This window comes from Pseudomonas sp. SL4(2022) (assembly GCF_026625725.1).
In the GTDB taxonomy this organism is placed as follows: Bacteria; Pseudomonadota; Gammaproteobacteria; order Pseudomonadales; family Pseudomonadaceae; genus Aquipseudomonas.
Genome location: NZ_CP113060.1, coordinates 3,878,453 through 3,893,584 on the forward strand (window position 1 = coordinate 3,878,453; position 15,132 = coordinate 3,893,584).

At 59.9% G+C, this 15,132-nt stretch carries 11 protein-coding genes and 1 pseudogene; 6 read left to right on the forward strand and 6 right to left on the reverse strand.

All coding sequences use genetic code 11. The features are described from left to right. The first annotated feature begins 78 nt into the window (after window positions 1–78). The 4 genes from OU997_RS18350 to OU997_RS18365 are packed head-to-tail and all read left to right on the forward strand — an operon-like array spanning window position 79 to window position 8,946. Window positions 79–1,308, forward strand: a complete 1,230-nt coding sequence (locus tag OU997_RS18350) for an MdtA/MuxA family multidrug efflux RND transporter periplasmic adaptor subunit (RefSeq protein ID WP_267807935.1) — start codon at window positions 79–81, stop codon at window positions 1,306–1,308. Beyond that, window positions 1,305–4,403, forward strand: a complete 3,099-nt coding sequence (locus OU997_RS18355; RefSeq protein ID WP_108488980.1) for an MdtB/MuxB family multidrug efflux RND transporter permease subunit — start codon at window positions 1,305–1,307, stop codon at window positions 4,401–4,403. The genes OU997_RS18350 and OU997_RS18355 overlap by 4 nt, the downstream gene beginning before the upstream one ends. Then, entirely contained in the window at window positions 4,400–7,507 is a 3,108-nt protein-coding gene (locus OU997_RS18360) for an efflux RND transporter permease subunit (protein ID WP_267807937.1), read from the forward strand. The genes OU997_RS18355 and OU997_RS18360 overlap by 4 nt, the downstream gene beginning before the upstream one ends. Further along, window positions 7,504–8,946 carry an efflux transporter outer membrane subunit gene (locus OU997_RS18365; protein ID WP_267807939.1) on the forward strand — a complete coding sequence of 481 codons (1,443 nt, stop codon included), beginning with the start codon at window positions 7,504–7,506 and terminating at the stop codon, window positions 8,944–8,946. The genes OU997_RS18360 and OU997_RS18365 overlap by 4 nt, the downstream gene beginning before the upstream one ends. Before the next feature lie 50 nt (window positions 8,947–8,996). Here OU997_RS18365 and OU997_RS18370 read toward each other — a convergent pair. The 3 genes and pseudogenes from OU997_RS18370 to OU997_RS18380 all read right to left on the reverse strand — a co-directional run bounded on the left by OU997_RS18370 (window position 8,997) and on the right by OU997_RS18380 (window position 12,193). Next, window positions 8,997–10,005: pseudogene (locus OU997_RS18370) on the reverse strand (DctP family TRAP transporter solute-binding subunit). Between the two features lie 367 nt (window positions 10,006–10,372). Then, window positions 10,373–11,377 (reverse strand): TRAP transporter substrate-binding protein, encoded by a 1,005-nt coding sequence (locus OU997_RS18375; RefSeq protein WP_108488976.1) that lies wholly within the window; start codon window positions 11,375–11,377, stop codon window positions 10,373–10,375. Between the two features lie 315 nt (window positions 11,378–11,692). Beyond that, window positions 11,693–12,193, reverse strand: coding sequence for a disulfide bond formation protein B (locus tag OU997_RS18380; RefSeq protein ID WP_108488975.1), 501 nt, complete (start codon window positions 12,191–12,193; stop codon window positions 11,693–11,695). A 246-nt stretch (window positions 12,194–12,439) separates the two neighbouring features. Here OU997_RS18380 and OU997_RS18385 point away from each other — a divergent pair, with 246 nt between their 5' ends. Continuing rightward, window positions 12,440–12,940 carry a DUF1203 domain-containing protein gene (locus OU997_RS18385; RefSeq protein WP_267807940.1) on the forward strand — a complete coding sequence of 167 codons (501 nt, stop codon included), beginning with the start codon at window positions 12,440–12,442 and terminating at the stop codon, window positions 12,938–12,940. Window positions 12,941–13,091: 151 nt separating this feature from the next. On the opposite strand, the gene OU997_RS18390 is transcribed toward OU997_RS18385, so the two are convergent. Beyond that, window positions 13,092–13,280 carry a hypothetical protein gene (locus OU997_RS18390; protein WP_177479876.1) on the reverse strand — a complete coding sequence of 63 codons (189 nt, stop codon included), beginning with the start codon at window positions 13,278–13,280 and terminating at the stop codon, window positions 13,092–13,094. Window positions 13,281–13,447: 167 nt separating this feature from the next. Between OU997_RS18390 and OU997_RS18395 the strand changes: the two genes are divergently transcribed. Further along, window positions 13,448–13,993 carry an ATP-dependent zinc protease gene (locus OU997_RS18395; protein WP_420713210.1) on the forward strand — a complete coding sequence of 182 codons (546 nt, stop codon included), beginning with the start codon at window positions 13,448–13,450 and terminating at the stop codon, window positions 13,991–13,993. Between the two features lie 80 nt (window positions 13,994–14,073). Here the strand turns inward: OU997_RS18395 and OU997_RS18400 are convergent, their stop codons facing one another. After that, window positions 14,074–14,502: an NUDIX hydrolase gene (locus OU997_RS18400; RefSeq protein ID WP_108489004.1), complete on the reverse strand. Its 429-nt coding sequence runs from the start codon at window positions 14,500–14,502 to the stop codon at window positions 14,074–14,076. Window positions 14,503–14,570: 68 nt separating this feature from the next. Further along, window positions 14,571–15,032 (reverse strand): NUDIX hydrolase, encoded by a 462-nt coding sequence (locus tag OU997_RS18405; RefSeq protein WP_267807941.1) that lies wholly within the window; start codon window positions 15,030–15,032, stop codon window positions 14,571–14,573. Between the last annotated feature and the right edge of the window lie 100 nt (window positions 15,033–15,132).

The window sequence follows — 15,132 nt, forward strand, 5'->3', positions numbered from 1 at the left end:
TAAAAAGGCGGTAAAGAGGCTTTGCAGGCTGGCTGATAGTGAATATCGTTCACACTCCCAAAGGAAGTGATCGTTGCCATGCCTGATACACAGTTCACCCGCCGTCCCCGCAACCTGTCGCGCCAATGGCTGATCGGCCTTGTGCTGCTCGCCGCGCTGCTCCTCCTGCTCTGGTGGTTTTGGCCCAGCAAAGCGCAGCGTCCGCCCATGGGCCGCGGGCCTTTTGGTGACATGGGACCAGTCCCGGTAAGAGTGGCCGAGGCTACAGCAGGAAACTTTCAGGTTGAACTCAAGGCCCTCGGCACCGTCACGGCCTATAACACTGTTAATGTGCGTGGCCGGGTCGATGGTCAGCTGGTCAAACTGCTGTTCAAGGATGGCCAGCAGGTTAAAGCAGGCGATCTGCTCGCGGTGATCGACCCACGTCCCTATGAAATTGCCCTGCAGCAAGCCCAGGGCGCGCTGCAAGAAAGTCAGGCGCAGCTGCGCAATGCCGAACTGGACCTGGCGCGTTACCGTGGGCTGTATGCAGAAGAGTCGATCGCCAAGCAGACGCTTGATACGCAGGAAGCGCTGGTCAACCAGTACCGTGGCGGAATCAAGAGTCTGCAGGCGAATGTTGCAACTGCACGGCTCAACCTCGATTTCACTCAGGTACGTGCACCGATCAGCGGTCGTCTGGGCATTCGCCAGGCGGATGTCGGTAACCTGGTCGGCTCCGGCGATACCTTGCCGCTGGTGGTGATTACCCAGACCTTGCCCATCGCCGTAACCTTCACCTTGCCAGAAGCCGAGCTACCTGCCGTGGTACAGCAGCTGCGCGCGGGGGAAACCCTGGCCGTTGAGGCCTGGGACCGCAGCGAGAGACTCAAACTGGCCGAAGGCGAACTGGAGAGCGTCGATAACCTGATCGACACCGCGACCGGCACGGTCAAGCTCAAGGCGCGTTTTGCCAACGCCGAGGAAATGCTCTTCCCCAACCAGTTCGTCAATGTACGCCTGCGCGTAAAGACCCTGCAGGACGTCACGTTGATGCCGTCGGCGGCGCTGCAATTCGGTGCCAACGGGACGTTCGTCTACATAGTCGATGCAGAAGACAAGGTGCAGATGACTCCCGTGACCATAGGTGCCAGCAATGGTCAGCTGAATGTGGTCGAGCAAGGCCTCAAGCCCGGCCAACGTTTGGTGCTGGAAGGCATGGATCGACTGCGCTCGGGCAACAAGGTCGAGGTCATCGGCGATCTGCCGGTTGCAGCCCAGGCCCAACCGTCAAGCCCTGAGCACAAGGGAGCGCCGCGCGCCCAATGAACGCCTCCCGCCTGTTTATTCTGCGCCCGGTCGCCACCACGTTGATCATGCTGGCGATCTTCTTGAGCGGTGTGATCGCTTATCGCCTGCTGCCGGTCTCGGCGCTGCCAGAAGTGGATTACCCGACCATCCGGGTGATGACCCTGTATCCAGGCGCCAGCCCGGACGTGATGACCAGTGCAGTCACCGCGCCGCTGGAACGCCAGTTTGGTCAGATGGCCGGGTTGAAACAGATGTCGTCGACCAGCTCGGGCGGCGCTTCGGTGATCACCCTGCGTTTCAATCTGGACGAGCCGCTGGATGTTGCCGAGCAGGAAGTACAGGCCGCGATCAACGGTGCGAGCAATCTGCTGCCCAATGATCTGCCCGCGCCGCCGGTATACAACAAGGTCAACCCGGCCGATACCCCGGTGCTGACCCTGGCCATCCGCTCGAAAACCATGCCGCTGCCGCAGGTGTTCGATCTGGTCGATACCCGCCTGGCGCAGAAACTCGCACAAACCAGTGGCGTTGGTCTGGTGACCCTGGCGGGTGGCCAACGTCCTGCTGTGCGCCTGCGGGTCAATCCGGAGGCGCTGGCGTCCTATGGCTTGAACCTCAGCGACGTGCGCACGCTGATCACCGCCAGTAACGTTAACCAGCCCAAGGGCAACTTCGACGGCCCGACCCGCGTGTCGCAGCTGGATGCCAACGACCAGTTGAAGTCCGTCGACGAATACCGCGAACTGATCCTCGGCTACAAGGACGGCGCGGCACTGCGCCTCAAGGATGTCGCCGAGATCGTCGATGGCGCGGAAAACCAGCGCCTGGCGGCCTGGGCCAACCGCAGCGAAGCGGTGCTGGTCAATGTGCAGCGCCAACCCGGTGCCAACGTCATCGATGTGGTCGACAGCATCCAGACGCTGCTGCCCCATCTGACCCAGGGCCTGCCGGCCAGCGTGGAAGTTAGCGTACTGACCGACCGCACCGAAACCATCCGTGCCGCAGTCAAGGGTGTGCAGTATGAATTGCTGCTGGCCATTGCCTTGGTGGTGCTGGTGACCTTCCTGTTTTTGCGCAAGGTGTCGGCGACCATCATCCCCTCCATCGTCGTGCCGCTGTCGCTGATCGGCACCTTCGGCGTGATGTACCTGGCCGGTTTCACCATCAACAACCTGACGCTGATGGCCCTGACCATTGCCACCGGTTTTGTGGTGGACGATGCCATCGTCATGCTGGAGAACATTGCCCGCCATCTGGAGGAGGGCGAAACCCCGCTGAATGCCGCGCTCAAAGGTGCCAAACAGATCGGCTTTACCCTGGTGTCGCTGACCATTTCGCTGATCGCGGTGCTGATTCCGCTGCTCTTTATGGCCGACGTAGTGGGGCGGCTGTTCCGTGAATTCGCCATCACCCTGGCGGTGGCCATCCTGATTTCCCTGGTGGTGTCGCTGACCCTGACACCGATGATGTGCGCACGCCTGCTCAAGGCGGAAAAGCCCGAAGAAGAAGGGCGCTTCTACCGCGCTGCCGGGGCGGTGATCGACAGCATGATTGCGCGTTATGGCGTGTGGCTGACCTGGGTACTCAAGCATCAGCCGCTGACCCTGCTGGTGGCCATCGTCACCCTGGCGCTGACCGTAGTGCTTTACCTCGCCGTGCCCAAGGGCTTTTTCCCGGTGCAGGACACTGGGGTGATCCAGGGGATTTCCGAGGCGCCGCAGTCGATTTCCTTTCGCGCCATGAGCGAGCGCCAACAGCGCCTGGCCGAGGTGATTCTGCAGGACCCGGCCGTGGCCAGCCTGTCGTCCTATATCGGCGTGGACGGTGACAACCCGACGCTCAACAGCGGCCGCCTGCTGATCAACCTGACGCCACGGGCCGAGCGTGATGTCAGCGCCAGCCAGATCATCGAACGGCTGCGCCCGGAACTGGCGCGGATTCCCGGCATTGAGCTGTACCTGCAGCCGGTGCAGGACCTGTCCATCGAGGATCGGGTCAGCCGCACGCAGTTCCAGTTCAGCCTGGAGTCGCCGGATATCCGCCTGCTGGAAGAGTGGGTGCCCAAGCTGGTCAGCGCGCTGCGCGAGCAGCCGGAGCTGACGGACGTGGCCAGCGACCTGCAGAACCGTGGCCTGCAGGTGTTTCTGCAGATTGATCGCGACATGGCCGGGCGTCTCGGCGTCAGCATTGCCGATATCGACAACGCGCTGTACGACGCCTTCGGCCAGCGGCAGATTTCTACCATCTACACCCAGGCCAGCCAGTACCGCGTGGTACTGGAAAGCGAGAACGCCGGCAGCATCGGCCCGGCTGCGCTGCGGCAGATTCACGTCAAGGCCGCCGATGGTCAGCAGGTCGCGCTGTCGACCCTGGCCCAGGTCGAGGAACGCGCCGCCAGCCTGTTGATCAACCATATCGGTCAATTCCCGGCCGCCACGCTGTCATTCAACCTGGCCAGCGGTGTATCGCTGGGCGAGGCGGTGGCGGTGATCGAGCGGATTGAGCAAGAGATCGGTATTCCGCCAGCGGTGCAGACGCGCTTCCAGGGCGCAGCAGAAGCCTTCCGGGCTTCCTTGTCGAGCACCTTGCTGCTGATTCTGGCGGCCATCGTGACCATGTACATCGTGCTCGGCGTGCTCTATGAGAGCTATATCCACCCGATCACCATTCTCTCCACCTTGCCGTCGGCCGGCGTCGGCGCGCTGCTGGCGTTGCTGATCAGCGGCAGCGAGCTGGGGCTGATTGCGATCATCGGCATCATTTTGCTGATCGGCATCGTCAAGAAGAACGCGATCATGATGATCGACTTCGCTCTCGACGCCGAACGCAACCAGGGCATGCAGCCGGAAGCGGCGATCTACCAGGCGGCGCTGCTGCGTTTCCGGCCGATTCTGATGACCACCCTGGCGGCACTGTTTGGCGCCATCCCCTTGATGCTGGCCAGCGGCTCCGGCGCTGAACTGCGCCAGCCCTTGGGCCTGGTGATGGTCGGCGGGTTGCTGCTGAGCCAGATCCTCACGCTGTTCACCACGCCGGTGATCTACCTGTACTTCGATCGCCTGTCGCGGCGGGTCACTGGCCGTAGCGCGGCCGGGCTTGTGGTCAACCCATGAACCTCTCCGGCCCCTTTATCCGTCGTCCGGTGGCCACGCTGCTGCTGAGTCTGGCGATCATGTTGCTCGGCGGCGTCAGCTTTGGTCTGCTGCCAGTGGCGCCGCTACCGCAGATGGACTTTCCCACCATCACTGTGCAGGCCAGCCTGCCGGGAGCCAGCCCGCAGATCATGGCCTCCAGCGTGGCCACGCCCCTGGAGCGATCGCTCGGGACCATTGCTGGCATCAGTCAGATGAACAGTCGCAGCAGCCAGGGCAGTACGCGGATCATGATCCAGTTCGACCTGGACCGTGATATCAACGCCGCCGCCCGTGAGGTGCAGGCGGCGATCAATGCCTCGCGCGAGTTGCTGCCCAGCGGCATGCGCAGCATGCCTACTTACGCCAAGATCAACCCGTCGCAGGCGCCGATCATGGTGCTGTCGCTGACCAGTGACGTACTGAACAAAGGCCAGCTGTACGACGTGGCCTCGACCATCCTGGCGCAGAAGCTCGCCCAGGTCACCGGCGTCGGTGAAGTGCAGATCGGCGGCAGCTCCTTGCCAGCGGTGCGCGTGGCCCTGGAGCCGCGCCTGCTCGATCACTACGGCATCGCCCTCGATGAAGTGCGCCAGAGCATCAGTGCAGCCAACGCCAAACGGCCCAAAGGCGCGGTGGAGGATGACCAGCGGCACTGGCAGGTGCAGGCCAGCGATCAGCTGGAAAAAGCCGCCGATTACCTGCCGCTGATCATTCGCTACCAGGACGGCGCGGCGGTGCGGCTGGGCGATGTGGCGACCGTCAGCGATGGTGTCGAGGATCGCTACAACAGCGGCTTCTTCAACGATGAGCAGGCGGTGTTGCTGGTGATCAACCGCCAGACCGGGGCCAATATCATCGAAACCATCGCCGGCATTCGCGAGCAGTTGCCGGCTCTGCGTGCGGTGATTCCCGCCAGTATCGACCTGCAAGTGGCCATGGATCGTTCGCCGGTGATCCGCGCCACCTTGCAGGAAGCCGAGCAGACCCTGCTGATTGCCGTGGTGCTGGTGATTCTGGTGGTGTTTGCCTTCCTCGGCCGCTGGCGCGCGGCGCTGATCCCGGCGCTGGCGGTGCCGGTGTCGCTGGTCGGCACCTTTGCGGTGATGTACCTGCTGGATTTCTCCCTGAACAACTTGTCACTGATGGCGCTGATCATCGCCACCGGCCTGGTAGTGGATGATGCCATCGTCGTGCTGGAAAACATTTCTCGGCATATCGAAGCCGGCGAAACGCCCATGGCGGCGGCCTTCAAGGGCGCGCGGGAGGTGGGCTTCACCCTGCTGGCGATGAACCTGTCATTGGTCGCGGTGTTTATCTCGATTCTGTTTATGGGCGGTATTGTTGAGCGCCTGTTCCGCGAGTTCTCCCTCACCCTGGCCGTGGCCATCGTCATCTCTCTGCTGGTGTCGCTGACCCTGACGCCCATGCTTTGTGCGCGCTGGCTCAAGGCCGAAGCCATCAAGCATCAACCCACGGCCATACAACGCTGGGGCGGGGGCGTGCAGACGCGTGTATTGGCGTTCTACCAGCGCAGCCTGGACTGGGCGCTGCGGCATTCTCTGCTGATGTTGTTCAGCCTGCTGGCGACCATTGCGCTGAACATCTTCCTGTTTGTCAGCGTGCCAAAAACCTTTATGCCGCAGCAGGACACCGGCCAGTTGATCGGTTTTATCCGGGGCGATGACGGTCTGTCGTTTCAGGTCATGCAACCCAAGCTGGAAATCTACCGCCGCGCGGTGCTCGCCGATCCGGCGGTGGACAGCGTGGCCGGGTTTATCGGCGGCGGGGCCGGTATCAGTAACGCCTTTATGATCGTGCGTCTTAAACCGATCAGCGAGCGCAATGCCAGCTCCCAGGAGGTGATCAACCGCCTGCGTCAATCGGTGCCCAAGATTCCCGGCGGGCGCATGTTCCTGATGCCGGACCAGGATCTACAGATTGGTGGGCGGGAAGGGCGCAGCTCGGAAAACGAATACATGCTGCTGTCGGGCGATCTCGACGAGCTGCGCAAGTGGCTGCCGCCAGTGCGCGAAGCCCTGCGCGCCTTGCCGGAGCTGACCGATATTGACGCCAAGGAGGCTGACGGCACCCAGCAGATCCGCCTAGTGGTCGAGCGCGATCTGGCCAAGCGCCTCGGCGTGGACATGAACATGATCACCGCGGTGCTGAACAACGCCTTCAGCCAGCGCCAGGTGTCGACCATCTATGACAGCCTGAACCAGTACAGCGTGGTCATGGAGATCAATCCGCAGTTTGCCCAATACCCGGAAACTCTTGATCAGATACAGCTGATCACTGCCGATGGCGGGCGCGTGGCGCTGTCCAGCTTTGCCCGCTGGGAGCGTAGCCTGGAAGAGGATCGGGTCAACCACCAGGGCCAGTTCGCCGTGGAAAACATCGGCTTTGCCCTGGCCGAAGGGGTCAGCCTCGATCAAGCCAGTCAGGCGATCAACACCGCCATTGCTCGGGTCGGCCTGCCGACTGAGGTACAGGGCGTGCTCGGTGGTACCGGCGGGGCCTTCCAGCAAACCCAGCAGAACCAGCCGTGGATGATCCTGATGGCGCTGGTGGTGGTGTACATCGTTCTTGGCGTGCTCTACGAGAGCTATGTGCACCCGCTGACCATCCTCTCCACCTTGCCCTCGGCCGGAGTGGGCGCATTGCTGGCGTTGCAGCTGATGAGCATCGAGTTCAGCCTGATCTCGCTGTTGGGACTGTTCTTACTGATTGGTATTGTCAAGAAGAACGCCATTCTGATGATCGACCTGGCGCTGCAGTTAGAACGCCAGCAGCACATGAGCCCAGAGGAATCGATCCGCCAGGCCTGCCTGCTGCGCTTCCGTCCAATCATGATGACCACTCTGGCGGCGATTCTCGGCGCGCTGCCGCTGATGCTCGGCAGCGCCGAAGGCTCGGAAATGCGCCAACCGCTGGGCATCACCATTGTTGGCGGGCTGGTGCTGAGCCAGCTGTTGACCTTGTACACCACACCGGTGATCTACCTGTACTTCGACCGCCTGCGCCACCGGGTCAACCGCTGGCGTGGGGTGCGCACTGACGCTGCATTGGAAACCCCATTATGAAAACCCTCGTTGCCTATCGTTTACCCACCTTGCTGGCGTTGAGTCTGGCCCTGAATGCCTGTGCCATCGGCCCGGATTATCAGCGCCCGCAGCTGCAAACCCCGGCGCAGTTCAAACAGATTGATGGCTGGACTCAGGCCCAACCCGGTGATGCGCTGGCGCGTGGCAACTGGTGGCAGTTGTATGGTGATGCCGAGCTGAATGCGTTGGTTGGACGGCTGAATGTCGCCAACCAGAACCTGGCCGCCAGCGAGGCGCAGTATCGCCAGGCCCGCGCCTTGGTCAGTGGTGCACGGGCCGCGTTTTACCCGAGCCTGTCGAGCAGTGCCGGCGTCACCCGCAGCAGCCAGGGCAGCAGCAACAGCGCCAGCAGCAGTATCCGCGGCGTCAGCAAGAACTATGACCTGAGCCTGAATGCCGCCTGGGAGCTGGATGTCTGGGGCAAACTGCGTCGCTCGCTGGAATCCAGCCGCGCCGGTTTCGAGGCCAGTGCCGCCGATCTGGCCGCACTCAAACTCAGCCTGCAGGCAGAACTGGTGCAGAACTATCTGCAACTGCGTGTGCTGGATGATCAGCAGCGCCTACTGGATGCCACCGTCGCCGCCTATGCCCGGTCGCTGAAACTCACGGAAAACCAGTACGACGCCGGCATCGTGCCGAAATCCGACGTCACTCAGGCGCTGACCCAGCTGAAAAGTACTCAAGCTCAGGCCATTGACCTGAAATGGCAACGCGCGCAGCTGGAACATGCGATTGCGGTACTGATCGGCGTACCGCCAACCGAACTGAGTATCGCCGTGCGTGAGCAACTGCCGACGTTGCCGGACATTCCCGTGGCTCTGCCGTCGCGCCTGTTGGAGCGTCGTCCGGATGTCGCCGCTGCCGAGCGTCGGGTGATAGCCGCCAACGCCGAAATCGGCGTAGCTGAAGCCGCCTGGTACCCGGATCTGAGCATTTCCGCCAGCGGTGGCTACCGTGGCAGCAGCTTTGCCGACTGGATCGATCTGCCCAATCGTTTCTGGTCCCTTGGCCCGCAATTGGCGTTGACCCTGTTCGACGGCGGCGCCCGCAGCGCCAAGCTGGAGCGCAGCGAGGCCGTCTACGACCAGACCGTGGCGCAATACCGCCAGTCGGTGCTCGACAGCTTCCGTGAGGTGGAGGACTACCTGGTGCAACTGCGCGTGCTGCAGGACGAGGCCGTTGTGCAGCAGGAGGCCCTGGCTGCCGCGCGCGAGTCCCTGAGTCTGATCGAAAACCAGTACCGTGCCGGCACGGTGGACTTCAACAGTGTGGTCAATGTTCAAGCCACGGCGCTGAGCAACGAGCGCACCACCCTCAGCCTGCTGGGCAATCGCCTGACCACCAGCGTGCAACTGATCGCCGCGCTGGGTGGTGGTTGGCAGGGTGAGTTAGAGGTGCCGGCGCAAGAAGCGCCCTGAGCGTCAGCACAGGTAACCACCGCATTGACGCTTAAGACCTAGGGGGATGGTTATTGGCGGGATTTGCGGTTAACCGTCTGTGCAGCTTTGAGTATGTCTGCGCCGATATCGGCCTCAAACTGCTGCCAAACCGGTTGCATGGCGGCACGCCAGGCAGCACGTTGTCCGTCACTGAGGGTGATGATCTGGCTGCTGCTGGACGCCTCGATACGCTGACGGTCTGCACGGTTGGCTTCTTCAGACTGGCGATTCACTGCGAAGCTCACCTCATCGATGATCGCTTCCAGCTCGCTGCGAATCTGGTGAGGAATGGAAAACCAGAAACGCTGGTTACTGACCAGCATATAGTCGAGCGCGCCGTGGTTGGTCTCGGTGATAAACGCTTGCTGGGTGTGCAACTGCTGGGTGTAGATATTCGACCGAGGCATTCTCGGTACCCTGTACCTTGCCGCTTTTCAGCGCATCGAAGACCTCGGCAAAGGGCATGGCCAGCGGTACCGCTCCGATTTGTTGGAACTGCGCTTCCAACACGCTGGAAGACTGAATGCGGAACTTCAGACCCGCCGCATCACTGGGCGCCTGCAGCGCTTTAGTCGCCGAGAGCTGCTTCATACCGTTATGCCAATAGGCCAAACCGATAATGTTGTGCGCCTCCATGGAACGCAGCAGTTGGCGGCCTTTGGCGCGCTTCTGGAAACGCGTGACCGCATCGAGGTCATCAAATAGAAACGGCAGGTCGAATACCTGGAGTTGTTTGGTGTATTTCTCGAATTTGGCGAGCGAGGGTGCCAGCAGTTGCACCTCGTTATTCGCCAGTGCGTCAAGTTCGTTGGCATCACCAAAAAGGCTGGAGGCTGGGTAAACCTCGACGCTGACCTTGCCTGTCAGGCGCTGATCGACCAGCTGCTTGAACAGTAAAGCGCCCTGGCCCTTGGGCGTGCGCTCATCAGCGACATGGGCAAACTTGATCAGAATGGGTTCCTGTTCTTGAGCGTTGCAGAGGTTGAATGCACTGAATAGCAGGGTGCCAACGGCTATAAGAGCAATCGACTTGAACATAGGGAGTCCTTGGTTGAGGCTGGCGAGTTGTTTTGAATCAGGCGCTATACACAGGTTAAAAGCGTGACGGCTTTTTGCCGGTGCCCCAGGTGATTAGCCTGGGGCGCGCAGAAGGGGCTGGTTAGAGCGGCACGCAGATTACTGCACCAGGCGAGACAGTGGAGTGCGATGGCGCACGTCTTAGACGCTGCCTACGATCTGTTTCGCGTTGGCGCTGCTGCGTTGAAAATAGGCTTGGCAAGCCGCTTGCGGCTAACGCGCTTTAGCGTGAAGTGCGGGGCGTAACGCTCATTTACACCAGTAAAATCCGCTTCCTCACCTGCTTCCGCCTTGTATGGCTCAGGCTTGCGAGATCGTGAACAGGTTCTTAACGCTTGTTGCGGTTAACCGTTTGCGCGGCCTTCATTATGTCGGCACCGATCACGCCTTCGAACTGTTGCCACACCGGCTGCATGGCTTTGCGCCAGGCGTTGCGTTGCTCCTCGTTAAGGGTGATGACCTGAGTGCCGGTGGCTGCGGCGATACGGTCGCGGTCGGCCTGGTTGGCAGCTTCGGCCTGGCGATTCACCTCGTAGGTCACCTCGTCGATGATGCCTTCCAGCTGCATGCGGATCTGGTGCGGTATGGCATACCAGAAGCGTGGGTTGCTCACCAGCATGTAATCGAGCACGCCGTGATTGGTCTCGGTGATAAACGGCTGCACGCTATGGAGCTGCTTGCTGTAGATGTTCGACCAGGGGTTTTCTGCGCCCTGCACCTTGCCGTTTTTCAATGCCTCGAAAACCTCGGCAAATGGCATGGCCAAAGGCGTGGCACCGAGCTGGTTGAACTGCGCTTCAAGCACCGAAGAGGGTTGGATGCGGAATTTCAACCCGGCAGCGTCTCCAGGCACCTGCAGTGCCTTGGTTGCCGAAAGTTGTTTCATGCCGTTGTGCCAATAGGCCAGACCGACGATGTTGTGGTCTTCCATGGAGCGCAGCAGCTGGCGGCCCTTGGCGCGTTTCTGGAAGCGATTGACGGCGTCCAGGTCGTCGAAGAGAAAGGGCAGGTCGAACACCTGTAATTGTTTGGTGTATTTCTCAAATTTAGCGAGCGAAGGAGCCAGCAGCTGCACCTCGTTTTTAGCCAGTGCGTCGAGTTCGTTGGCATCACCGTACAGGGTGGAGTTGGGGTAGACCTCAACCTTTACCTTGTCGCCCAGGCGCTCCTCGGCCAGCTTCTTGAACAGGAGTGCGCCTTGGCCTTTGGGGGTGTTGTCTGCCACCACATGGGCGAACTTGATCACGATTAGCCCCTTGTCGGTTGCTGCGTGAACTGTGGTTGCTGCTAGCAGCAGGCTGCTGGCAACGAGGGTGCAGATCGACTTGAACATAGCGGTGTTCCTGATTGTTCTTATGTTGTTTTGTTGACAGCGCTCCAGGAAATTCAAGCAAACTGGCTGGTTTAGGCTGTCAGATTGGCACAGTCGCACGCTGATTACAGTGCGCAGTGCATCGCCTGTATCGCAATGCCTATGCCAGAGTGGCAACTCGCCTGCAGGGCTGTATTGGTGGCAAAACAGCCGTGATGTAGCGCACATCACTTGGCGAAAAGTCGCCATTGGCGAATAAAAATCGGCAAATAACTGCTTATTTTGAGTGGCGGTGGCGTTTTATCGCCACCTCCAGGAGGCGGCTTAGCGGAGGGATCAGCGGCGCACGGCGCGCCAGGCAGCCAAGAGGCATAGGGCCAAGAGCACGGCGAGGCTGAGCAGGGTCCAGTGGGTGAATGACAGGCCGAGAATGTTGTAGTCGGTCTGCCCACAAACGCCGGCACTCATAAAGACGCTGGGCAGCCAGTCATGCAGGGGCAGATAAAAAGCGTAGAACGGGAAGGGGGAGCAACTGGAGCTTTCCAGCATACCGGTTTCGATCAACACCAGATGCGTGTTGTCGTACACCGCCATACCTGCCGTGGCCAATAGCAAAGGCCAAAGTGGCAAGGCCAGCCAACGCAGCCCCAGGGCTTCTACCGTCAGAATCAGCAGGCTGACAACGCCACCACACAGCAGCCATAAACGAATTTGAATGCACAGGGTGCAGGGCTCCCAACCGGCCAGATGCTGCAACAACAAGGCACCGCCGAGCATCGCAAAGCAGGCAAGGCTAATCAGGACGAGTAGGGGCTTGAGTGAGGTGAAACGGGGCATCTGAATCTCCGAAAGAGCCTGCGTAGTGGTAAAGGCGGATAGCGTGCCAGGGCATCAGATTGTCGGCACAGGATTAAGTTGCAGCGCAAGGATGATCGCCAGTGAATGGGTAGACAAGTGCAGATTCCAGTGCCGCATGATCATTGCGTGTGCCAGATCGACGCAGTTTGAAAGTCAGAACCGCATCGCGAAGGTCAACGCGCCTGGCTAATGTCTGCCACATCCCTCATGCACAGGTATTCGGCGATGACCTCAACCCATGCTTCAACTGATCTGGCACTCCGTGTTTGCGGCATCAGCAGCGATGCAGCTGAACGTATCTGGCAGGGCGGGCTGGACGCCCATGGTCAGCTACCGGTGCGCAAGGTGGCGCAGGGCATGGCCAATCCCTGCAGACACTGCCTGAATCTGATCACGCCCGGCACCCCCAAACTGATCTTGGCCTACCGTCCCTTTACCCAATTACAGCCCTATGCAGAGGTCGGGCCGATTTTCCTGCATGCCGAGCCCTGTCAACACTATGACCAGGCACAGTTGCCGGCTTGGTTTGCGTTTCTTGAGCCTGCACTGATTAGGGGCTACGACAGTGATGACTGGATTCGTTATGACACCGGCCAGGTGGTGCCAGGTTCCGTGCTGAGTAAGACCTGCCAGCAGATACTCAGTGACCTCAGCGTGGCTTACGTACACATTCGCTCCAAGTTCAACTGTTTCCAGTGCCGAGTTGAGCGCGCCCACGCTGATTAGCTTCGCTGGGGCGTTGTCCCGTGTCTGCAAAGCGATTGCTTGTCACCGCCCGGCAGATGGTATCAACCCGCATAGTCGACGATACAGGCGACTACGAGGGCGTGAACCTCTAGCAACACTCAGTCGTGTCTGCAGATGCTGAACCCAACACTCAACGCTTGAGCAGGGCTGAGTCCAACTGGTTAAAGCACTGCACGATGCGCTCATGGCTGACATCGACAAAGGTCTTCTGTGTCAGGCTGACCAGCACGTTTGGTTTGACACGGCCTGAATGCAATTGACGCTGCATGTAGGCCAATACTTCGGCGTCACTGGCGGGAAGGGGGCTGGTGTGATCCACGGTCTGCATGCTCGTAGAAACGGAATACGGTGGTAGGCAGAATAAGCAGGCAGACATGTCTCAGGCAATATTGATAGCTGCAGTGGCGCGCGAAGGCACGTATTCAGTTTCAATTCAGTCAGCACCGTTATCGTGGGGGGACTTTCTTCCTCGACTGGAACCACGGCATGCCCAACTTCACATTCAAACAAAAGATCGCTGCGGCTATAGCGCTATGCAGCCCACTGTTAACCTCCGGCGCAATGGCCAATCAGCCGCAGATCTTTGGCCTGCACGAACAGGTTTCCTTGCATGAGCTGGCTCTGGAGCTGCCTGCCAAACTCGATACCGGGGCCGAAACAGCTTCACTCAGCGCCAAGAATATTCAGGTGTTCAAGCGCGATGGTGGTGAGTGGGTACGCTTTCAGCTGGGCATAAAAGACGCCGAACAGGCGCAGATCGTTGAAAAACCGCTGGCGCGCATGAGCTATATCAAACGCCGCGCCGATGACCGTAAACCTGGCGACAAGCAGCTCTACACCGCCCGTCCGGTGATTGAAATGGGTATCTGCGTAGGCGATGAACTGAAGAATATCGAAGTCAATCTGACCGACCGCAGCGCCTTCGAATACCCGCTATTAATCGGCTCGACAGCCCTGAAGGAATTCAACGCGGCAGTCAGCCCGGGTTTGCGTTACTCGGCCGGGCAGCCGAGTTGTGCTCAGGCCAGTTGAGTGGCGGAGAAGTGGATCGAGTGAAATGTTGCGCGGGGTAAGATCCGGATATGCCGCTGGCGATAGACACGTAGCGCGCGTCAGCGTCGCTCATCTATCGGTGCGTTCAGCTTTGTGCGCAAAAATGCCAGTGCCCGCTGAAACACCGGGTGGCACTCGTCATGTGGGGGATTCTCGAGTGATGCCCAGTAGAATTCGAACAGATGACCATAGTCATCAACTGTCTGGTGGGACCATCGCTCGGGCAATGCTCTTTCTACCTGGCACAATTGGAACGACCAAACCTGGCCTAGATGCTCGGAATCCCAAACCCCAAGGTCGTTTTCAATCACAGCGTCACTGATGCCTGACTCTTCCGTCAATTCACGCAATGCAGCGACGCCAGGCGTTTCTCCCTTTTTTATGCTGCCCTTTACCAGTTGAACGCCTGCTAGAGGGTGGCGGAACAAAAGGATTTTGTAGGGCCGCGCAGATGAAAGTATCACTGGGCAAGCTTTGTCGGGGGACATGGCAATCCTGACGTCAGAAAATAAGAAAATCATACGCCGTGGCCCACAGCCAGCTGCTCATAGAGCGGTCAGGCAGGCAATGTGAATACCCCAGCATCCACAAGCAGTTGCACCAAATTCTCTGGCCACACCGTTTCTTGTGTGGCTATCAGTGCTTGGGCTGACCACCAGTGATGATCTGCCATGACCTTTCTCTCGTGCGTTGTCCAATGAGCACTGCAAAGAGCTATGGTTGGGGCATGCACAATAAAATACTGCTCCACGGCGATCACTGCTTCGCCGCTGGGCAGCATCAATGAAACCCTTCGGTCGGCCACAGGAGCCGCCACTGTGCGGACTTGAATGCCTGTCTCCTCGTACAGCTCACGTACTGCCGCTGCTTGGAATGTTTCTCCTTGCTCCAAACCACCACCGGGCGTGGCCCAATGGCTTGTACCGGCCAAAGCGTCGTCTGTATGGTGAAATCTGAAAAGAAGGACTTCCCTGGAAGGACTAATGACCAGTAATCGTGCTGCCTTGCGCTCACGCATGTGCCGTTCCCTTGAAAATGCGCGCAGATTAGTGGTGGTTGAGTTGAGCGACAAGCGGGGCGAGAGTCCTTCTACTCGCCTGGCCTGACGCAGCCCACCC